At 71.4% G+C, this 20,909-nt stretch carries 16 protein-coding genes and 1 pseudogene; 10 read left to right on the top strand and 7 right to left on the bottom strand.

Annotation, left to right across the window (positions count from 1 at the left end; all coding sequences use genetic code 11):
- Window positions 1-205 precede the first annotated feature (205 nt).
- Window positions 206-2,473, top strand: a complete 2,268-nt coding sequence (locus AC08OT_RS05390; protein ID WP_476602584.1) for an ATP-dependent DNA helicase — start codon at window positions 206-208, stop codon at window positions 2,471-2,473.
- 96 nt (window positions 2,474-2,569) lie between these two features.
- Window positions 2,570-4,339, top strand: coding sequence for a glycosyltransferase family 39 protein (locus AC08OT_RS05385; RefSeq protein WP_476591978.1), 1,770 nt, complete (start codon window positions 2,570-2,572; stop codon window positions 4,337-4,339).
- Here the strand turns inward: AC08OT_RS05385 and AC08OT_RS05380 are convergent.
- Window positions 4,300-5,745 (bottom strand): annotated as a pseudogene (locus AC08OT_RS05380) (glycosyltransferase 87 family protein); the annotation flags it as partial. The gene AC08OT_RS05385 and the pseudogene AC08OT_RS05380 overlap by 40 nt on opposite strands.
- Before the next feature lie 347 nt (window positions 5,746-6,092).
- Here AC08OT_RS05380 and AC08OT_RS05375 point away from each other — a divergent pair.
- The 4 genes from AC08OT_RS05375 to AC08OT_RS05360 all read left to right on the top strand — a co-directional run bounded on the left by AC08OT_RS05375 (window position 6,093) and on the right by AC08OT_RS05360 (window position 11,398).
- Window positions 6,093-7,589: an NAD(P)/FAD-dependent oxidoreductase gene (locus AC08OT_RS05375; protein WP_476591977.1), complete on the top strand. Its 1,497-nt coding sequence runs from the start codon at window positions 6,093-6,095 to the stop codon at window positions 7,587-7,589.
- Window positions 7,590-7,962: 373 nt separating this feature from the next.
- The gene (locus AC08OT_RS05370; RefSeq protein ID WP_476591976.1) at window positions 7,963-9,747 is read left to right on the top strand and encodes a glycosyltransferase family 39 protein; all 1,785 of its coding nucleotides are present in this window, start codon (window positions 7,963-7,965) and stop codon (window positions 9,745-9,747) included.
- Between the two features lie 44 nt (window positions 9,748-9,791).
- Entirely contained in the window at window positions 9,792-11,000 is a 1,209-nt protein-coding gene (locus AC08OT_RS05365) for a hypothetical protein (RefSeq protein ID WP_476591975.1), read from the top strand.
- A gap of 194 nt (window positions 11,001-11,194) precedes the next feature.
- Entirely contained in the window at window positions 11,195-11,398 is a 204-nt protein-coding gene (locus tag AC08OT_RS05360) for a DUF5703 family protein (RefSeq protein ID WP_476591974.1), read from the top strand.
- Here AC08OT_RS05360 and AC08OT_RS05355 read toward each other — a convergent pair.
- A complete protein-coding gene (locus tag AC08OT_RS05355; protein ID WP_476602581.1) occupies window positions 11,383-11,814 on the bottom strand; it encodes a hypothetical protein in 432 nt (143 codons plus the stop codon). The genes AC08OT_RS05360 and AC08OT_RS05355 overlap by 16 nt on opposite strands.
- Window positions 11,815-11,984: 170 nt before the next feature.
- Window positions 11,985-13,343, bottom strand: a complete 1,359-nt coding sequence (locus AC08OT_RS05350) for a M20/M25/M40 family metallo-hydrolase (protein WP_476595006.1) — start codon at window positions 13,341-13,343, stop codon at window positions 11,985-11,987.
- A gap of 163 nt (window positions 13,344-13,506) precedes the next feature.
- On the opposite strand from AC08OT_RS05350, the gene AC08OT_RS05345 reads away from it, so the two are divergent.
- On the top strand, window positions 13,507-14,316 hold the full coding sequence (locus AC08OT_RS05345) for a class I SAM-dependent methyltransferase (RefSeq protein WP_476591971.1): 810 nt from the start codon (window positions 13,507-13,509) through the stop codon (window positions 14,314-14,316).
- Between the two features lie 149 nt (window positions 14,317-14,465).
- On the opposite strand, the gene cobF is transcribed toward AC08OT_RS05345, so the two are convergent.
- From cobF to def, 4 genes are all read right to left on the bottom strand, one after another.
- On the bottom strand, window positions 14,466-15,230 hold the full coding sequence (gene cobF / locus AC08OT_RS05340) for a precorrin-6A synthase (deacetylating) (RefSeq protein WP_476591970.1): 765 nt from the start codon (window positions 15,228-15,230) through the stop codon (window positions 14,466-14,468).
- Window position 15,231: 1 nt separating this feature from the next.
- Window positions 15,232-16,971, bottom strand: coding sequence for an FAD-binding oxidoreductase (locus AC08OT_RS05335; protein WP_476591969.1), 1,740 nt, complete (start codon window positions 16,969-16,971; stop codon window positions 15,232-15,234).
- A gap of 75 nt (window positions 16,972-17,046) precedes the next feature.
- Complete coding sequence (locus AC08OT_RS05330) at window positions 17,047-18,009, bottom strand: LLM class F420-dependent oxidoreductase (RefSeq protein WP_476591968.1); 963 nt, start codon at window positions 18,007-18,009, stop codon at window positions 17,047-17,049.
- 227 nt (window positions 18,010-18,236) lie between these two features.
- Complete coding sequence (gene def / locus AC08OT_RS05325) at window positions 18,237-18,848, bottom strand: peptide deformylase (protein WP_476591967.1); 612 nt, start codon at window positions 18,846-18,848, stop codon at window positions 18,237-18,239.
- A 42-nt stretch (window positions 18,849-18,890) separates the two neighbouring features.
- Between def and AC08OT_RS05320 the strand changes: the two genes are divergently transcribed.
- The 3 genes from AC08OT_RS05320 to AC08OT_RS05310 form a co-directional block, all read left to right on the top strand.
- Window positions 18,891-19,394 (top strand): Fur family transcriptional regulator, encoded by a 504-nt coding sequence (locus tag AC08OT_RS05320; RefSeq protein ID WP_476602580.1) that lies wholly within the window; start codon window positions 18,891-18,893, stop codon window positions 19,392-19,394.
- An 81-nt stretch (window positions 19,395-19,475) separates the two neighbouring features.
- Window positions 19,476-20,546 (top strand): tRNA (adenosine(37)-N6)-threonylcarbamoyltransferase complex transferase subunit TsaD, encoded by a 1,071-nt coding sequence (tsaD, locus tag AC08OT_RS05315; RefSeq protein ID WP_476591966.1) that lies wholly within the window; start codon window positions 19,476-19,478, stop codon window positions 20,544-20,546.
- 49 nt (window positions 20,547-20,595) lie between these two features.
- Window positions 20,596-20,909, top strand: a 314-nt coding sequence (locus AC08OT_RS05310) for a GTP-binding protein (protein ID WP_476602579.1), incomplete at its 3' end; no start/stop codon positions are given.

Raw genomic sequence — 20,909 nt, 5'->3', positions numbered from 1 at the left:
GTCCGTCCCTTCTGTTGCTGACGCTCACTGTTGCCGACGCTCACTGTCTCCGCCGGGCCGGACGCGCGGGTGAACCCGGACGCGCATCGGTCGAAACGCGCGACATCGCCTTCATACAGCCATGCCGCCAGACAGCCGTCCCGGATACCACGCTACCCAGCGGGCTACAACAGCGGCGGAACGGTTCGTCGTTACGCTTCCCGGCATGCCGGACGAGTACACGACCGCTTCCGCCTCGGAGCCTGACGCGGTCGGCCCGCAGGCACGAGCGGACCCGCAGCCAGCGGACCCCGAGGAGGTCTTCGCCGCGTTCTGCGGGGCGGGGCTATGGCCGGGGCTGGGCCGCACGACGGCCGGCCGGCTACCCGCGGCCGGGATCACCCGGCCCGACCACGTCGACGTCGGCCGGTTGGGCACCGTCGAGGGGGTCACCGGACCGCGGGCCCGGCGGCTCGCCGACAGCTTCCGCGCCGTGGCGGGCACGTACGCGGTCGTCGAACTGCTCGTCGCCGCGGATCTTCCGGCCCGGCTCGCGCGCGGGGTGACCGACCTGCTGGGACCCGCGCCCGCCGACCTCCTGCGGGCCGATCCGTGGATGCTGCTGACCGCCGCCGACACCGAGATCGCCCAGGCCGACCGGTTCGCCCGCCGCCGCGGTCTGCAGCGCGACGATCCGCGCCGGGGCCCGGCGGTACTCACCCATCTGCTCGGCCGGGCCGCCTCCCGGGCGGGGGACACCGCGGGCCCCGTGCAGGCGGTGCTGCGTGCCGCCGCGCGCGAGGGGGTGGCCGATCCGACCGCGGCGCTGACCGCGGCGCTCGACGACGGGCGGATCATCGCCGTCGGCGACCGGATCGCGCTGGAGCGGCATGCGATGGCCGAGCAGTCCGTCGCGGACGGCATCGAACGGCTGATGGCGACCGCCGAGCCGCTGCGCGCAGGCGCCCTCAGAGCCCGCCGCCGACCCGATGACGGGTCCGGGTACGACGGGTCCGGATCCGTCGGCGACGACGATCCGGCCGGGCGTGCCGTGTCCGCACGGGCCGCCACCGCCCCGCCTCCGACGGCGCTGGCGTTCGACGACAACAAGAACGACAAGAACGACGACAAGGACGAGGGGGGGAACGGGAGCAACGACGAGGTAGTGACCGGGCTGGACGAGAGCCAGCTCGCGGCGGCGCGCGCCGCGCTGGAGTCCGGCGTCAGCGTGCTCACCGGTGGGCCGGGAACGGGCAAGAGCCGCACGGTCGCGGCCGTCGTACGACTGGCCTGGGCGGTCAAGGCGGTCGTCGCACTGGCCGCGCCGACCGGACGGGCTGCCAAACGCCTCGAGGAGCTGTGCGGGGCGCCGGCGAGCACCCTGCACCGGCTGTTGCAGGCTCAAGGGCGCGGCAGCGGGTTCGCGCGCGGCGAGCACAACCCGATCGACGCCGACCTCGTCGTCGTCGACGAGGCGTCGATGCTCGACGCGGAGCTCGCCGCCGCGCTGCTCGACGCCTGCGCGGACGGTACGCACCTGATGTTCGTCGGGGACCCGGCCCAGCTACCGAGCATCGGACCGGGGCAGATCCTCGCCGACCTGCTCGAGTCCGGTGAGGTCCCGGTGACCGAGCTGCGGCGGTTGTACCGGCAGGCCGACGGCGGCGCCATCGCGACGATGGCCGCCGCGGTGCGCGGCGGGGAGCTGCCACCGCCACCACCGGGGCCTGGCCGGGAGGTCGTGGTGGTGCCGTCCGGCAGCTCCGGCGAGGCGACGCATCGCACCGTCCAGCTCGTCACCAACTCCATCCCCCGCGCGCTCGGCATTCCCGTCGCAGACATCCAGGTCGTGACCCCGGTGCACGCCGGTCCGGCGGGCACCACGGCGCTCAACACCGCGTTGAAGGGCACGCTGAACCCGGGCGGCGGCGCCGTCTCCGGGTTCGACATCGGGGACCGTGTGGTGGCCACGGCGAACCATATCGACGTCGGATTCGCCAACGGCGAGATCGGCACCATCGTCGCGCTGGGCGAACGCGGTGCGCTGCGGGTCGCGTTCCCCGGCGGCGTCGTCGAGGTGCCCGCTGGTGTGCTCGGTGATCTGCGGCACGGCTGGGCGGTGACAGTGCACCGCGCGCAGGGCAGCGAGTGGCCCGCCGTCGTCGCCGTGTTCCCGCCGGAGGCCGGCCGGATGCTCACCCGTCCGCTGATCTACACGGCGCTGACCCGGGCGCAGGCCCACCTGTCGATTGTGGCCGTGAACGGCCCGGCCATCCGCAACGCCGTGCGGAGCTCGGGCGGACGGCGCCGTACGACGCTGCTCCCGGCTCTGCTCGCCGGGCAGACCGCCGGCGGCTTCGACGATCCCGACGACGATCCCGACGGGGGGCCGGACGACAGGCCCGACGGCGGGTCCGGCGCGCGGCGGGCGGGCGGCGCGACGGCTGGGGAGGCAGCCCGCGTACGGGACGGCGACGAACGGATGACAGTCTGAAACGTCGGGGCGTACATCCCCGCCAGCAGGCGACTGCGGCCACCCGGCGGAAGGCGGTTCTCTGACGGGAGGCAAGATCGTGGCAGACGAGGGGGCATGGTGAACGTAGACGCATCCGGGAGTCCAACCGCCGGCCAGGACGCCGGATCCGGGCCGGCGGTGCTCTCGGGTCCCCGCCGCCCCCAGGCGCCGGTGGACGTGACCGCGACCGTGACCGCGGTCGTGGCCGCAGCCGCGAACAGTGCCACAGCCGGTGTCACGCCCGGGACGGTCATCACGCCCGGAACCGCGTGCACGACCACCGCCGTGGCGCGGATCGCGGCGGCCAGCCCGCAGCTGCTGGTAGTCGCCGTCATACTCGCCGTCGCCGCCGGCGCGCTGATGCGGTTCGCCACCCCCAGCCATCTGTGGCTCGACGAGTCGTTGACGGTCGCCATCGCCTCGCGCCCCGTCCCACAGCTGCTCGACGCACTGCGGCACGACGGCTCACCGCCGCTGTATTATCTGCTGCTGCACGCTTGGATCGCGGTGTTCGGCGACGGGGACGTCGCCGTGCGGGCGTTGTCCGGGGTGCTGTCGCTGGCGACGCTGCCGGTGGCGTGGCTGGCCGGGCGGCGGGTGGGCCGGACGGCCTCCCAGGCCGGGAACGGTGGCCGTGACGCCGACGCCTGGGTGAGCCTGGCGACTCTGCTGATGTTCGCCTGCTCTCCCTACGCGATCCGCTACGGCAGCGAGACGCGGATGTACTCGCTGGTCGTCCTGTTGGTGCTGGTGTTCGGGCTCGCGACCGTGCGGGCGCTGGAACGCTCCGAGCCGGCCCGGCTGGCGATGCTGACGCTGGCGACCACCGCCCTCGTCTACACCCACTACTGGACGTTCTTGCTGATCTTCACCGTGGCGGCGTTCATGCTGCTGCAGGCCCGGCGGCGGCCCCAGTACCGGCAGGTGACCCTGCGGGCCTTCGCCGCGATGGCGGCCTCCGCCGCGCTGTTCGCGCCGTGGATGCCGTCGTTCCTGTTCCAAATGCTGCACACCGGAACGCCCTGGGCGCCCAAGGTGCAGGCCCAGGTGCTACTGGACACGGTCTTCGACTGGGCCGGTCCGACCTCCACGGGTGCGCTGCTCGGCATCGTGCTGCTCGGGGGCGCGCTCATCGGCCTGACCGCGCGTCCGGACGGGCGGGAGCTCGCGGTCAAGCTCTCCGGCCGGGTGCCGGGCCGTTACCTGGCCGCGATCTGGCTGGTCCCCCTCGTCCTGGCCTACTTCGTGAACATGTTCGGCGGCAGCGCCTACGCCGAGCGCTACACCGGCATCGCCCTGCCGGCCTGCCTGCTGCTCGCCTCCCTCGGCATCGCCCAGCTGCCGGGCCGGCATGTGCGGGCCGGGGTACTGGTCGTCGCCTCGCTCAGCGGCCTGCTCGGCGGGTGGCAGCTCGCCCGGACCGAACGCACCCAGGCCGGGGAGATCGCGGACCGGATCGTCGCGCTGGCCCGGCCGGGAGACGTGGTCGCCTACTGCCCGGACCAGCTCGGCCCGGCCGTGCACCGGGCAATCGAACGGCACGGCGAGGTCACGGTACGGGAGATCGTGTATGCAGACAGTTCCGACCCGGCGCTCATCGACTGGGTCGACTACGCCGACCGGATGAAACGGGCGAACGGCACCAGCTTCGCGGCCGAGGTCAACGAACTGGCCGGCCCCGGCCACGCCGTGCTGCTCGTCCGCGCGGACGGTTACCGGTTCCTGGAGGGCGCCTGCGCCGTGCTGTCCGACCAGCTCGCCACGCTGCGCGACCGCACCGTACAGGTCGAGCGGCGCAACCTGTACGAGGGCGCGTCGCTGGAACGGTTCTCCACGCTGCGCTGACCGCCCGCGCGGGCGGGGTCGTCGACGGCGAGGGCCGCGACGGCCAGCACGAGCAGACCCATCGGCAACGTGTAGTGGTTGAAGAAGGTCTGCTTGTTCATCAGGTTCAGGGTGAGCAGGACCAACGCGGCCCCCAGGCAGAACCCGGTGGCGTCCCCGCGGGCCCGCCAGGCCGCCGTGTAGGCACCGAGGAGGGCGACCGCAGTCAAGCCGAATCCGAGCGTGACCCCGAAATGCGACGCCAGGCCCGGCAGGGACAGCGAGTGGGCGAGCACCTCGTAGTGGAGGTTCGTCCAGACCGCGTCGTCAAGGAAGTCCCGGGGACCGGCCACCACCCAGGGGGCGACGAGGAGCGCCGCCACGGCCGCGGCCGCGGCCGTCCGGCGGGGCCCGAACGCGGGGTAGCCCGCCGCCATGGGGATCAGCAGCACGACGTGCTGTTTGGTCGCCAGGGCGAGCGCGAACGCGACGACCGCCACCCGTCCCCGCCCGCTCGTCGACGCCCACACCGTCGCCGCCAGGCACGCCACGAGCAACGGCTCGGTCCAGGACTGCTGCAGGGCGTACATCGACTCGGGGAACACGACGACCAGCAACGGCAGCGCGGCCACCGCCGGCGCCGCAGGTGCCCTTCCCCCGGGTGCCCTTCCCGCGCCCGCGACCGCGCGGATCAGGACCGCCGCCACCGCCAGGGCCAGCAGCAGGCCGTAACGGACGTCACCGAGCAGAAGCCGGAAGGGAGCCAGGAGCACGGACGTGACCGGTAGATAGGGGTAGACGTCGAACAAGCCGTCGACCGGGTACTCGGCCCGGCTCGGCGCCCACTGCTGCCGGTACATGTCGGCCCCGTGCGGCAGGCCGGCCGTGGAGACCTGGAGCAGGTGGAAGACGTCGATGCGGGGCGTCGGCGCGGCGCGGATCGTGGCGACGCCCGCCGCGCAGGCCAGGACCAGGACCAGCCAGAACACCCACGGAGAGGCGAGCACATCGAGCCGGCCCCGGCCCTGGTGGGGCTCCCGGCCGATCCGGCGCCCCCGGCCGGCGCGGTGCAGCATGACCAGGATCGACCCGGCGGCGAGCAGGCCCGCGAGGATCGCGAGCACGTCCGCCACCGTGGCGAACCGGCCGACGGCGTAGTAGCGGGGACGGCGCACGAGCGGCACGACGCCGATCATGACCGCCACGAGCAGCCACGCCCCAAACCACCCACGCGGGCGCACGGCCACGGCGGTGCTGGCGGTACCGGCGTCGGCGGCGGGGCCGGCGGTGCCGGCCACGACCACCACCGCCAAGATCACTGCCGCGAAACCTACCAGGACACTCGACAGCGCCCAGGCGCCGTACCGACCATCCTTGGCCGCGATGCCACCGGCCACCGCGCACCAGCCGACCAGGATCGCCGGCATCACCCGCCCCGGAGGAACCGGTCCGTCCGGGGGAGGCGAGGTCTGCGGTGCCCGTTGACCGGGTATCGACAATGCCATGTGCGCACGATGCCAGAGCCGCACCCGATCAGGCGGCCCGGACGCGCGTTATGGAAATAGGGCGGACGTATCACGGATCATCGCATGGTGTCGGGTCGAGGGGGTGCGGACGGGTCTCCGCTCGCGCCATGCAACACTTGCGACCCGGGACCGGTCCCAGGGGTCCGGCGTCCCGGTGGCGCGATGCCCGGTGTCCGTCCACCTGAGTGACCACCGGTGTCCGTCCACCCGAGTGACCATGAGTGTGTGTTGAGGAGAGGTCCTGCACAGTGACCGAAAAGCCAGAGGTAGTCGTCATCGGAGCCGGACCGGCAGGTCTGACCGCCGGTTGGGAGCTGGTGAAACGGGACGTCCCCGTGACGATTATCGAGGGTGACTCGGTCGTCGGCGGAATCAGCCGTACGGCCCAGCGTGAAGGTTGGCGTTTCGACATCGGCGGCCACCGCTTCTTCACCAAGGTTCCCGAAGTCGAGAAGCTCTGGCACGAGATCCTGCCGGACGAGGACTTCCTGCTGCGCCCCCGATCGAGCCGCATCTACTACAACGGGAAGTTCTTCGACTACCCGCTCAAGGCCGGAAACGCGCTCGGCGGGCTCGGCCTGGTCGAGGCGGCGCGCTGCATGGCCTCCTACGCTGCGGCCCGGATCCGGCCGCCGCAGGACCAGAGCAACTACGAGAACTGGCTGGTGGCCCGTTTCGGCTGGCGGCTCTACCGCACCTTCTTCAAGACCTACACCGAGAAACTGTGGGGCGTTCCGGTCAGCGAGATGCCCTCGGACTGGGCCGCGCAGCGCATCAAGAGCCTGTCCATGATGAACGCGATCGTGAACGCGGTCCTACCGAAGCGGAACCAGAAGGAGATCACCTCCCTCATCGAGGAGTTCCAATACCCCAAGTACGGGCCCGGAATGATGTGGGAGACCGCCACCGACAAGATCATTAAACAGGGCGGCCGAGTGGTCTTCGAGGAGAAGGTCCGCAAGATCCACCACGCCGACGGCCGCGCGACCGGCGTCACCACGACCGTGACCGGCGGGTACGGCCCGGGGGCCGGTGCCCCGGAGTCCTCGCGCTCCGACCTCGGCAGCGAGTACCAGTACCAGGCCGACGAATTTATCTCGTCGATGTCGTTCTCCTCCCTCGTCCGGGTGATGGACCCGCCGGCACCGGCCCACGTGCTGGCGGCGGCGAACGCGCTGAAGTACCGCGACTTCCTCACCATCGCCCTCGTGGTGCCGGCCTCGGCCGGTTTTCCGGACAACTGGATCTACATCCACTCCCCCGCCGTCAAGGTCGGCCGGATCCAGAACTTCGCCTCCTGGTCGCCGTTCCTGGTCAAGGACGGGCGTACCTGCCTCGGCCTGGAGTACTTCGTCTTCGAGGGTGACGAGACCTGGAACGCCCCCGATGAGGAACTGGTCGCGCTCGGGACGAAAGAACTCGTCGAACTGGGTCTGATCAGGGCCCAGCAGGTGGAACAGGGTTTCGTCGTACGCATGCCGAAGGCATATCCATACTACGACATACACTACAAGAAGAACGTCGATATCATCCGCGCCTGGCTGGCCGAGAACACGCCGAACGTCCACCCGGTCGGCCGTAACGGCATGCACCGTTACAACAACCAGGACCACTCGATGCTCACCGCGATGCTCACGGTCCAGAACATCATCGACGACACCAAGCACGATGTGTGGGAGGTCAACGTCGACGAGGATTACCACGAGGAGGTTTCGTCGCCGGCCCGGGGCACCGCCCGGTCCTGACGGAGGATTCGCCCGGGGCACGGATTCATCCGGGACGGGTTTGTCCGGGACGGATTCATCCGGGGCACAGATTCGACGGGTGTCGCCACTCGAACGCCGTCACACGGGCATCGCCGGAATGTCGGGCGCGTTTCACCGCCGGCGCCCGCTCCGCTTCCGGGGCCAGCCGGCATGACCGGGGACGGCCCGGTATTACCGAGTACGGAGCGGATGGGTGACGGGACGGGCCGCGTCCTGTCACCCATCCGGGACATCATCGAGGCGTAGGGGCGCGCCACGCGAGACTGGTACCGAGTGCGGCCCTGCCCGGCCGGCCGGTCGTCTACCGGCCGGCCCGTCGCAGTCCGGTCAATGTGGACGGAAGGGACTGACCGTGACGGATGTCGCGGTCCGGCCGGCGGAGCAACTCCCCGAGCCGGTCGACCAGGTCGGGAACGTATCCGGCCGTACGGGACGGATCTTCACCGCGGTAGTGGGGGTACTCCTCGCCGTCTCGGTGATCGTGCGGTTCACCGCCAGCCAGGCACTCTGGCTGGACGAGGCGCAGAGCGTCGCCATCGCCCGCCTGCCCCTGCGCGGGTCGGCCTTCACAATGTGGGACGTCCTGCTACAGGACGGCTCACCGCCGCTATACTATCTGGTGCTCCACGGCTGGATCAAAGCGTTCGGCGAGGGCACCTTCGCGGTCCGATCCCTGTCCGCGCTGATCAACATTGGTGCGGCGTGGCCGCTGTTCCTGCTCGCCCGCCGCGTGGTCGGCGAGCGGGCGGCGCGGGTCAGCGTCGTGCTGTACCTCACGTCGCCGTTCGCGTTGTACTTCGGGACCGAGACCCGGATGTACAGCCTCATCGTGCTGCTCACCGCGTTGGGTGGACTGGCGTTGGAACGCGTCCTGCGGGCACCGTCGATCAGATCGGCGATCGCCCTGGCGCTCTGCGCGGGAGGCCTGGCGCTGACCCATTACTGGTGCCTCTACCTGCTGCTCACGGTCGGAACGTGGCTGGTCCTGCTGCTGGTGGCCCGTCCGTGGTGGGTCAAGCGCCAGATCCGGCGCGGCGAGGGCGCGGGCGCGGCGGACCCAGCGGGTGTGCCGGGTAGCGCGGGTGTGCCGGGTAGCGCGGGTGTACCCGGGTACCGTTCCGCCCCGGCAAGCCCGGGAAGCCCGGCAAGCCGGGGCCGGGGCGCCCCCCACAGTCACCGGACGCCGACCCGTTTCCTCACCCCGCAGCGGCGGGGGCCGGTCTTCGGGCTGCTCGGCATCGTCGGTGGCGGGCTGGTCTTCGCCCCGTGGCTGCCCGACTTCTTCGACCAGCTCACCCACACCGGCACCCCCTGGGGAGAGCCCGCCAGCTATGCCGCGATCTCCCACGCCTACGGCCAGTGGGCCGGCGGCCCGACGACCCTGGGTCGCCTGTTGCTGTTCCTGGTCACCGGTCTCGCCGCCGCCGGCATCGCCGGCCGGCCCGCGGGTGGCCGGTTCATCCTTCTCGACCTGCGTGGTCTCGAACCGGGCCGGACCCTGTTCCTGCTGGCCACCGGCACGCTCGTCGTCGCGGTGACGGCGGGCAAGGTGGTCGGCAACGCCTGGGCCGACCGGTACACCGCCACCGCCTTCGTGCCGTTCCTGCTGGTCATCGGGCTCGGCGCGACAGTCATCACCGATCGGCGGGTGTTCCACGGAGTGGTCGCCGTCGCGGCCCTGACCGGTCTGCTCGCCGGGACCTCCGACATCCACCGGGAGCGGAGCCAGGCCACCGAGGCCACGCAGGTCCTCGAGCGGATCGCCCGGCCCGGTGATGTGATGCTGGTCTGCCCGGACCAGCTCGGACCAGGCCTCGCCCGTACCGTGCCGAACTGGATGAAGGTGTACGTCGTGCCGACCTACGCACCGCCGGACCGGGTCGACTGGGCCGACTACGAGCAGCGCAACGAATCAGCCGACGGGGTCGCGATCGCCCGGCGCGCCCTCGCCGAGGCCGGTCCGGAGCACACCGTCTTCCTCGCCGGTTCCGAGTCGTACCGCACCTACGAGGAGCTGTGCACGGTGGTGCGCACCACCCTGCAGGAGGCCCGGCCACTCGCGGACGAGGTCATGAAGCAGGGTCTGCCGGCCAGGGTCTACGAGAACTACGCGCTGCTGCGGTTCCGGGCCTCTTGACCGCGACCGAGGCCCTTCCGGATGATCATCGGGTAGGTGGCGGCATGGGCGGCCGGCATGCGGCCACCCGCTGGGAGGACCGCTGGCAGCTGCGCGAGGTCGTGCTCGCCTGGCTCGCGGCCCGGCTGGCGGTCGGTGCGGCGCTGGCGCTGACCAGGTATATCGCCGACAATGCCCGCGGGCAGCAGGGCGCGCAGCTGAGCACCACCGACCTGCTCGGTTGGGACGCCGGGTGGTACCAGACGATTGCCGAGGTCGGGTACAGCGGCGCCGGGGCCGAGAGCCGCCGGTTTTTTCCCTTGCTGCCGCTGCTCGTGCGGGGGTTGTCGAAGCTGCCGGGGGCCGACGCCCACGTCGGTGTCGTGCTCCTGGTCGTGGTCAACGTGTGCGCGTTGGTCTTCGCGCTGCTGCTGGTGGGGCTCGCCCGGTTCGAGGGGTTCGCCCCGGAGGCGACCACCCGGCTCATCTGGCTCGCCGCGCTGGCTCCGCCCGCCTTCGTCCTGGTCATGGGGTACGCCGAGGGACTCGCCGGGCTGCTGGCCGTGGCGGTGTTCCTCGGTGCCCGCAGCGGGCGCTGGGAGCTGGCGGCCGTGGCCGGTCTGCTCGGCGGCCTGTGTCGCCCCCTCGGTCTGGTCCTCGCGGTGCCGGTACTTCTCGAGGCGGCCCGGGGGCTGCCCTGGCCGCTCGTCCGCCGGCTCGGCCCCAGCCCCAGCTCCAGCCCCGGCACGCCGACCACCACGCCTACGGCTGGAACACTCACCGCCCATGATGGGCTGCGTCGGCTGCTCGCCGTGCTCGCCCCGGTGGCCGGCGCCGGCATCTACCTGCTGTGGTCGGCGCACTCCTACGGTGACGGGCTGGCGCCGTTCACGCTGCAGCGCGACGCGGCACGTCACGGCAGCAGCTCGAACCCGCTGGCAGTGCTGTGGGACGCGGCGCGGGGCGCCTTTTCCGGCGAGCTGGGCACGGCGCTGCACGTGCCGTGGCTGCTCTTGGCGCTCGTCGGGCTGGTGGTCATGGCGCGCCGGCTGCCGGTGTCGTACCCGGTGTGGAGCGCCCTGGTCCTGGCGGCCGTGCTGACCGGCAGCAACCTGGACTCCGCCGAGCGGTACGTCTACGGGGCGTTCCCGTTCCTGCTGGTCGCCACGCTCGTCACCGGCCGGCGGGAGATCTTCACGTTCACACTCGCCGCCACCACGGCCGCGATGACCCTCTACGCGACGCTGGCCTTCACCCTCTCCTACGTGCCCTGACCGCCGGCCGCGCGTCGGTGGGTACATGGCGCATGGGCCCGCATCATCTCGCGAGCGCTTCCAGAAGCCCTTCCAGAAGATGGCGAAACGGTTAACGTAGAGGGGGACCGCACGATGATCGGTCGCCATCCCACGCCGCACCACGCCACGCGCAGCCGGTCATCCTCCGCTCGCAACCACGAGGTCAGGCCGCATTGGATGGAGTAGAGCTGGAGTACCAGCGGCTGTACCTGCCGCCGGGTACGGACTGCCGGGCAGCCGTCCAGATCCTCACGATGCACGCCGAGTTCGGCCACTGGGAGCTCGAACGCCTGCGGCTGTTCCCGGATGGCTCCCGGCGGGTGGTGCTGCGCCGCCGTCGGCGCCCCGGCGGCCTGGCCGGTTATCTGCCCACCTGACAGCCGCCCACCTGGCAACGGACCTGGGAGGGCGTGCGCACCTCGACCACGTCCGGAGCGATCCCCCGGGTCTGCAGATGCCGTCCCGACAATGCCCATCCGGCCGGCACCTCGACTCCGGGGGCGTCGGCTCCGGTGGCGTCGGCTCCCGCGTCGCCGGTATCCGCCTGCCGGGGCCGCCCCACCGTCCAGACGTCGGCCCGGAACCAGTGATCGCGCCAATCGGCGCTGTCGTCGGCCCGCAGCTGCACGAACCGGCGACGCAGAACCTGCCGGGCGACCTCCAGCGCGGACAACACGCTGACCTCGATGCCCCCGGACGACTCGGCCCGATCGGCGATCCACACACTGCCGTCCCGGCTGGCTTGCACGAGATAGGCGTAGGTAGCCGGGGGGTAGTCCGCGTCTGCGCCCACCGGAACTCCGACGCCCACCGGAGCTCCGACGCCGATGCTGGACAGCGGATCGCCAGCCATACCCCCATCATGTCATGCATTAACGATGACGCATACGCGGATGGTGCTCCGCGCGCGGACGGTGGCATCTCGTCAAGCCGTACCGGCAGGTTCGGGTCAGGAGGTCCGGGTCAGGATGCGTGCAGGAAGTGGTCGAGGACGCGGACGCCGAAACGCAGCGAGTCGAGCGGCACCCGTTCGTCCACCCCGTGGAACATGCCGGAGAAGTCCAGGTCGGGCGGCAGCAGCAACGGGGAGAACCCGAAGCAGCGGATGCCGAGCCGGGAGAAGGACTTCGCGTCCGTACCGCCGGAGAGCATGTAGGGCACGGCCCGGGCGATCGGGTCCTCGGCGCGCAGCGACGTGGCCATCGCCTCCACCAGCGCGCCGTCGAAGCTGGTCTCCAACGCCTGGTCGTGGACGACCCATTCGCGACGGATGTCCGGCCCGAGAATCTCGTCGAGCTGGCGGATGAACTCCTCCTCCTGACCGGGCAGATAGCGACCATCGACGTAGGCGGTGGCCTCGCCCGGGATCACGTTGACCTTATGACCGGCCTCGAGCTGGGTCGGGTTGGCGGTGTTACGCAGCGTAGCGCCGATCATCCGGGCGATCGGGCCGAGCTTCGCGACGGTCGCCTCCAGGTCGTCCAGGTCGAACTCGATGCCGAGCGCCTCCCCGAGGGAGTTCAGGAACACCCGGACCGTCGGGGTCATGACCAGCGGGAAGGTGTGCCGGCCGAGCCTCGCCACCGCCTCGCACAGCGCCGTCACCGCGTTGTCATCGCTGATCATCGAACCGTGGCCGGCCCGGCCGGCCGCGGTCAGCTTCATCCAGGCGATGCCCTTCTCCGCCGTCTCGATGAGGTAAAGGCGCAGGTCGTCGGAGACGGTGTAGGAGAACCCGCCGACCTCGCTGATCGCCTCAGAGCAGTCGGCGAACAGGTCGGGATGGTTCTCGACGAGCCAGCGCGCCCCGAGGGCACCGCCGGCCTCCTCGTCCGCGACGAAGGCGACGACGAGGTCCCGGGGTGGCCTGCGGCCGGTGCGGACGATGTCGCGGATGACCGCGAGGGTCATCGCGTCCATGTCCTTCATGTCCACCGCGCCCCGGCCCCACAGGCAGCCGTCGGCCTCCTCGCCAGCGAATGGCGGCAGGCGCCACTCGCTGGCATCCGCCGGCACCACGTCGAGATGACCGTGGACGAGCAACGGCGCACGCGAGGGATCCGCCCCCTCCAGCCGGGTCACCACGCTGGTGCGGCCCGGAGCCGACTCCAGCAGGGTCGGCTCGAGGCCCACCTCCGCGAGCTTCGCCGCGACGTACTCCGCGATCGGACGCTCGTTGCCGTCGCCGTTGCCACGGTTAACCGACTCGAAGCGGAGCATCTCCCGACAGAGCTCGACCACCTCGCCCTCCGCCGACGGGGCGGTCACCGGCAGGCGCAGGCCACCGGTGCGGTCGGGGGGGGTCGTGGACGCACTCGCCATGCCGCCTAGTCTGCCCCGTCGGGGGTGCAGCCGCCGGATTCGGGCCGTACCGTGAAGCAGAGTCGTAACCAGCCTGCAGCATTGCGCGTCCCGCTGCAGCATTGCGCCGTCCCGCGGGACGACCGGCATAGCGCGGGCATAGCACGGGCATAGCATGGCACCCGTGCCAACGCCGCACCTGCAGGGCGAGAAAGCGACGCTGCTGGCGACGCTGTACGGCAGAGCGCTGGACGCCGGGTCGGCTGACCCCATCCTGCACGACACCATGGCTCTGGACGCCGTCAAAAAGATCGACTTTGACTTCACCAGAACCGGTCTGCGCCGCAGCGAACACGCCCTCGTCGCGCTCAGGGCCAGGCACTTCGACGAGTGGACCCGCGAGTTCCTCACCACGCATCCGAAAGCCACCGTGCTGCACCTGGGCTGCGGCCTGGACACCCGCGCCTACCGCCTCGACCCCGGCCCCGGCGTGCGCTGGTTCGACGTGGACTACCCCAATGTGATGGATCTACGCCGGCGGCTGTACCCACCGCGTCAGGGTTACACGCTGCTCGGCTCGTCCGTGACCGACCCGTCCTGGCTGGCGCAGATACCGAGTGATCTTCCCGTGCTGATGGTCGCCGAAGGCCTGACCATGTACCTCCGCGAGGACGAAGGCACGGCAGTCCTCCGCCGGATCGTCCAACACTCCCCCGGCGGCCAGTTGGTCTTCGACGCCCTCAGCAGACGCGGTATCCGGATGCAGCGGTTCAACAAGACGATCCAGGCCGCCGGGGCGACCGTCTCCTGGGGCATCGACAGCTGCGCGGAACTTGAGGCGATCGACCCCCGGCTGCGGTGCGTGACCGCCATGAGCGCTTTCGACCTTGACCGGTCCGGGACGCTGCCGGCGGGCTATCGTGTGATGGCCGCGGTGGCGACGCTGGCCCCCGCCCTGCGACGGATGGCGGCCTTCTACCGGCTGGACTTCTGACGGACGTCTCCGCCCTGATCGGCGGCCCGGTCTTCAGATTGACGAGAAGCCGCTATCACCTTTCCTCCTCGCCCTCCTTGCCTTTCCAGAGCCTTTCGTGTCCGATTTATCCCTCTGGAAAGACAAGGGCAAGAGCAAGTCAGAACAGGTCAGACGGCAGGACGGCGGCGGAGCAGGTAGGTATCCATGATCCAGCCTTTACGCTCGCGGGCCTCGGCGCGGGTCCGTTCGATCAGTCCGCCGACCTCGGCGACCGGACCGTGCAGCAGGACCTCGTCCGGGGTGCCGAGGTAGGCGCCCCAGTAGATGTCGACGTCGTCGGCAGGCAGGGCCAGGAAGGTATTCTCGGCATCGAGCATGACGACGACGTCGTCGACCCCCGGCGGGAATCCGGCGGCGAGCCGGCGACCGGTCGTGATCTCGACCGGGCCGCCGATCCGGTTCAGGATCAGCCGGTGGCTGGCGGCGAGCGCCTGCACGCTGGTGATCCCCGGGATCACCTCGTAGTCGAACCGCACCACGCCCCGCGCCACGATCCGGTCGATGATGCGCAGCGTGCTGTCATACAGCGACGGATCACCCCAGACCAGGAACGCCCCGCAGCCGTCCTCGCCCAGCTCGTCGAGCATCATCCGCTCGTACAGCGCGGCCCGGCGGGAATGCCAGTCCTCGACGGCGGCAGTGTAGTCCGTCGGGGACCGGTCGCGGCTCGGGTCACGGGCCTCGACGATCCGGTAGCCGTTCCCCTCGACGTGCCGGTCGAGGATCTCCCGCCGCAGCCGGACCAGGTCCTCCTTCGCCGCCCCCTTGTCCAGGACAAAGAAGACGTCGGCCCGGTTCAGCGCCCTGACGGCCTGGATCGTCAGCTGGTCGGGGTCGCCGGCACCGATGCCAATGACGAGGATCGTGCGCATCTCAGCGCGGATCGGACCCGGCCGTGCTCACCGAATCCGGGCCCGCCGTAGCTGCCGGGCCCGGGGCGGCGCCCACCCCTGGGACGATCTTGCCGGGGTTGAGGTTGCGGCCCGGGTCGATGCCGTCGAACAGCGCCGTGAGCAGGCGCACGCCGGCTGGTGAGATGTCGTCGGCGAGCCAGCGCGCATGCTCGACACCGACCGCGTGGTGGTGGGACAGGGTGCCGGCATGCTCGATGAAGCCTTGCTGGATCGCGGACTTCACCGTGTCGTACCCGCCGATCGCCTCCAGCGTCACCGGGGAGGCGTAGGCGAACGTGAAGTACAGGCAGGCCCCGGAGTGGTACGAGTGCGACAGGTGGCACATGATCCAACCGGTCACGCCGATCTCGGCGAACGCCTTGTTCGCCCGTGCGACCACCCCCCGGTACAGCGGGCCGAGCTGCGACCAGGACGTCGACGTCTCCGACACGTCGGCCATCGCGCCCTGGCCGAGCAGGAAGTCCCGGATGTACGGGGTGTCGAACTTCTTCTGGTCGTAGAGCTGCCCCGGGCCGGTGCCGACACAGATCCCGCCCCGGCGCGCGACGATCGCCCCGACCAGCTTGCGCTGGGCCTTGACGTGCGCGGGTGAACCCTCGAAGCCAATGAACGACAGGCACATCTGATCGAGGTCGTACCTGCGGACCCGGCGCAGGTACTGCTTCATACCGGCCGAGACGAGACTCGAGGCCAGGGAGCCGCGCTTGCGGGTGGCGAAGGAGAACCGCGTCTCGTTGGCGTCGGAGACCCGGGTAACCGTCGGCGCGGCCTCGCTCGCGGCGATCTCCCGCATGGCCAGCAGTGCCGCGTCCCAGGTCGGGAAGAAGTAGCCGAGGATCACGCGCTGCTCGGGCACCCGGTGCACCTGCACGGTGGCCTCGGTGATGATCCCGAGCCGCCCCTCGCTGCCGAGAATCATCTCCCGCACGCTCGGGCCGGTCGACTGGCTGGGCACGGGCCGGGTGACGAGTACCCCGGCAGGGGTCACCACCCGCACCGCCCTGGTGATCTCCGCGATATCGCCGTACTTGTCGGACTGCATGCCCGACGAGCGGGTGGCGATCCAGCCGCCGAGGGTGGAGTGGGCGAAGCTGTCCGGGAAGTGGCCGAGCGTCCAGCTCTGCGCGGCCAGCTGCTCCTCCAGGTCCGGGCCGAGGGCGCCGGCCTGGATGCGGGCGAGGCGGGCGTCGGCGTCGATCTCCAGCACCCGGTCGAGCCGGCCGAGGTCGACGGAGATCACCGGGCGGGTCTCAGCGCGCGGCGCCTCGAGACTGCCGGAGATGTTGGTGCCGCCGCCGAACGGGATGACGACCGCGTCCGAGGCCAGCGCCGCGGCCAGCACCGCCCGGACCGCCCCCTCGTCTCCCGGGTAGACGACGACGTCGGGCAGCCGGCCGAGGTCGTGGTTACGAACCCGGACGAGGTCTCGCAGGCTCTTGCCGTAGGCGTGCACGACCCGCGCCTGTGCGTCGGTGGTGACGTGCTCCGCACCGGCGGCGTCGACGAGCGCGGCGCGCAGCGACTCCGGCAGCACGGGGTCCGCGATCGTCAGGTCCGCGAAGGCCGGTGGCTGGGCCGGCGGGTGGGTGATGTCGAGCCCGATGTGCGTGCGGATGAACGGCGCGAGGTCGGGCTTGTCACTGTGGCTGAAGGAGACACTCTCCTTGCCCCAGCCCCACCACTTCATGTGCGTGACCAACGATGGCTCCTCGACAGGGACGGGACGGAGGACGACGACTCCAGGGAAGGGCTAAGGGGGAGGGCGGCGGACCGCTCAGGTGCCGGCGAGGCGTTCGACGACCGGCGCCATGGCGGTCAACGCGTCCAGGGAGACCCCGATCGTGCTGAGGCCGAAACGCTCGCGGCGCTCGACGAGGTCGTCGACGATCTCGTCGACCGACCCGCACAGCGCGTGCGGGGTCGCGAGCGCCTGTTCGGAGGTGAGCCCGAACCCGGCGGCCAGCTGCTCGGCAACCTGGGTGCGGTTGTCGGTGACGACGACGAGGTGGATGCGGACCTGAAGGGTGAGATCGTCCCAACGGGCGCCGGCGGCCTCCCGGATCCAGCGGACCTTCTCCTCGGTCGCCGCCGTCGTCGCGTTGGCGCCGAGCGAGGCATCGATCACTCCGCCGACCATGTTCATGTTCAGCCCGATGATGTCGGCCTCGCGGGCGGCGAGGGTCAGCAGCCGGCGCCCGCCACCACCGATCACGATCGGCGGGTGGGGCCGCTGCACCGGCTTCGGCGTCCCGTTCAGGCCGGCGACCTGGTAGTGGGTGCCGCTGTAGGTGAACGGCCCGTCGGCGAACATCCCCTTGATGACAGCGAGGGACTCGGCAAGCCGGCCGATGCGCGCCCCCGGCGGGTCGAGCGGCAGACCGGCTCGGGAGTAGTCGGAGGTCATCCAGCCGGCTCCGAGGCCGAGTTCGAACCGTCCGCCGGACAGCGCGTCGAGGGTCGCTGCCTCTTTGGCCAGCACCACCGGATGGCGGTAGTCGTTGCTGAACACCATCGCGCCGATCCGCAGCGTCGTCGTCGCGTCGGCCGCGGCCATCAGCGCCGCGATCGGCGCGACCTGCTCGTCGAGATGGTCGGAGACGGTCAACGTCGCGTAGCCGAGATCCTCGACCCGGCGGGCGAGGTCGGCCCATGACCGGGCGCTCACCTCGGCGGGGGAGGAACACTGGATGTTGAACCGGAACGGCCGTTTGTACGGCCCGCCGGAGACCTCGGTCACCGCAGTCACTCCTCACTCACCGGGGCATCTCCAGGATGGGACACCTCGAGGACGGGCACTCGCCGGTGACATCCTCGAGGACGAGGCGGGTACCAAGATAGCCCGTCGGGCGACCGGCGACCGCCGTTGACCGTCCCCGGCGCGACCCGACCGGTGCCTGACCATCACCCGGCCCGGCCCGACCGATACCTGGCCGTCACCGGCCCGACCCGACCGGCGCCTGACCATCACCGGCCCGACCGGCGCCGCGACCGCAGGTACTCGCCGGCCGCCCGTGCCTGCTCCGGGGTCGGCGGCGGCTCGCGCAGCGCCTGGACGGCGGCACGGCGCGCCTCCCCGGTCAGCCGGTCGACGTAGAGGATCCCGTCGAGATGGTCGACCTCGTGCTGGAAGCAGCGCGCAAGCAGGCCCTCACCGGCGTACTCGACCGGCTGCCCCCTAACGTCCACCCCACGGACCCGCGCGGCCAGCGCCCGCGTGGTCGGGAAGTGCAGCCCCGGGACGGACAGGCATCCCTCCGGGTCGTGCTGCTGGGTCCCGCCGGGCTGCCGGGCCTCCCCAGGCTGCCCCGGGTCCGGGCCGAGTTCCAGCACCGGGTTCACCACCATCCGTGGCACCCGTGGGACCGACTCGTCACGCGGGTCGTAGTCGACGTCGAAGACGAACAGGCGCAGCCCGACCCCGATCTGCGGGGCGGCGAGCCCCACCCCGGGCGCGTCGTACATGGTGTCGATCATGTCGGTGACCAGCCGACCGAGCGCAGTGCCGAACTCCGTGACCAGCGTGGTCGGAGTGCGCAGAACGGGATCACCAACAGTGCGGATCGGGAGCACGGTCATGCGGGATACTGTGCCACGTGAATCGTGAAGGACACCTGGATCGTGAAGGACAGTCGGACGGATCGTGACGGCCGGCGTGGCGATCCGTCCGCCGCCGGGACCGCCGCGTTGCGCGCCCGCGGGGAGCGGGTCACCCCAGCCCGCCGGGCGGTGCTCCAGGTGCTCGCCGACACGAGCGAGCACCTGTCCGTCGACGACGTCTTCGCCCGGGCGGAGACGATCGTCCCGGGCCTGCACCGCACCACCGTCTATCGCGCGGTGGAGACCCTCGGCGACCTCGGCCTGGTCACCCACGTCCACCCCGACCACGGGCCGGCCGTCTACCATCTGGCGGCGGCCCTCACCGGCGGCGCCCACCTGCACGTCCGGTGCCGCTCCTGCGGCACGATCCTCGACGTGCCCGCGGACCTGCTCGACGACGTCGCGCGCCGGCTCGCCACCACCGTCGGGTTCACCCTGCAGCCCGACCACGCCGCCCTTGCCGGCCGGTGCCGCGCCTGTTCGGCGAGGGCCCCGTCCGTAGACGGGGACCTCGCACCCGCGTGACGAGGGCCCGCGGGCGGCGCGGCGAGGGCCTCGCACCGGCGTAATCTCGCAGGTACCGACTATCGCGAGGAGGCCGCGGGGATGTCGCCGGAGCAGGGCCCGGTCGTGCTGGGCATCGAGACGTCCTGCGACGAGACCGGGGTGGGGCTCGTCCGGAACGGCACGCTGCTGGGCGAGGCCCTGTCGACGAGCATGGACCAGCACGCCCGCTACGGCGGAGTGGTCCCCGAGATCGCCGCCCGGGCCCACGTGCAGGCGCTGGTGCCCTGCGTGCGCGCGGCGCTGTCTTCGGCGGGGCTGTCCGCGGCGGACATCGGCGCCGTCGCAGTCACCGCCGGCCCCGGCCTCGCCACCGCCCTGCACGTCGGGGTGGCCGCGGCGAAGGCGTACGCCACGGCGCTCGACGTTCCCCTCTACGGCGTGCACCATCTCGCCGGTCACCTCGCCGCGGACCTCGTCGACGGCGAACCGCTGCCCGATCCCCTCATTGCCCTGATCGTCTCCGGCGGGCACACGTCGCTACTGCGGGTGGGGGACCTCGCCCGCGACCCGATCATCCACCTCGGCGACACGCTTGACGACGCGGCCGGAGAGTGCTTCGACAAGGTCGCCCGGGTGCTCGGCCTGCCCTATCCGGGCGGTCCCGCGGTCGACCGGGCCGCGGTCGGCCACGATGCGACGGCGCTGGCCTTCCCCCGGCCGCTGACCGGCCGGGCGGACGCGCCCTACACCTTCTCGTTCTCGGGACTGAAGACCGCCGTCGCCCGGCGGGTCGAGTCGCATCCCGACTCCCCCATACCGGCCGGCGATGTGATCGCTTCCTTCCAGGAGGCGGTCGTCGACGTGCTCACCGCCAAAGCGGTCCGTGTCTGCCTCGACCACGGGATCGGTGACCTGCTCATCGTCGGCGGGGTCGCGGCGAACAGCCGACTGCGGGCGCTGGCGGCCAGCCGCTGCGAGCAGACCGGCCTGCGGCTGCGGATACCGGCCCGTCGGCGGTGCACGGACAACGGCGTGATGATCGCGGCGTTGGGTGACCTGCTCGTCCGCGCCGGCGCCGAGCCCTCCCCCGCCGAGCTCACCGCCAGGCCGGGCGCGTTCCTCGAACGGGCCCAGCTCGGCGTCGCGCTGCCGGCCCTGCATGCCGCGTGAGCACCGACGGGTCCCTCGAACGGGAGAAGCGCGACGATGCACCTCGGGCATGAGGAGTTCCAGAGAAGCGGCGGGCGGGCCGGTGCGGGACCAGCCGGTGCGGATCGGGGTCGGCGGCCCGGTGGGCAGCGGTAAGACGGCCCTGGTCGCCGCGCTGTGCCGGGCCCTGTCGTCGAGCCTGCGCATCGGGGTGGTGACGAACGACATCTACACCACCGAGGACGCCGACTTCCTGCGCCGGGCCGGCGTGCTCGATCCCGAACGGATCCGCGCGGTCGAGACCGGCTGCTGCCCGCACACCGCGATTCGCGACGACATCACCGCGAACCTGGACATGGTCGAGGACCTGGAGACCGACACCGG

The organism is Frankia sp. CgJB1 (assembly GCF_977947065.1).
Note: the sequence above shows the minus strand (reverse complement) of the source record. Positions and strands in the feature narration are given on the sequence as shown.

Coding starts and splice junctions, on each gene's coding strand:
- AC08OT_RS05390 (WP_476602584.1), top strand. CDS start 206: ATGCCGGACGAGTACACGACCGCTTCCGCCTCGGAGCCTGACGCGGTC.
- AC08OT_RS05365 (WP_476591975.1), top strand. CDS start 9,792: ATGGGCGGCCGGCATGCGGCCACCCGCTGGGAGGACCGCTGGCAGCTG.
- AC08OT_RS05385 (WP_476591978.1), top strand. CDS start 2,570: ATGGTGAACGTAGACGCATCCGGGAGTCCAACCGCCGGCCAGGACGCC.
- tsaD (WP_476591966.1), top strand. CDS start 19,476: ATGTCGCCGGAGCAGGGCCCGGTCGTGCTGGGCATCGAGACGTCCTGC.
- def (WP_476591967.1), bottom strand. CDS start 18,848: ATGACCGTGCTCCCGATCCGCACTGTTGGTGATCCCGTTCTGCGCACT.
- AC08OT_RS05350 (WP_476595006.1), bottom strand. CDS start 13,343: ATGGCGAGTGCGTCCACGACCCCCCCCGACCGCACCGGTGGCCTGCGC.
- cobF (WP_476591970.1), bottom strand. CDS start 15,230: ATGCGCACGATCCTCGTCATTGGCATCGGTGCCGGCGACCCCGACCAG.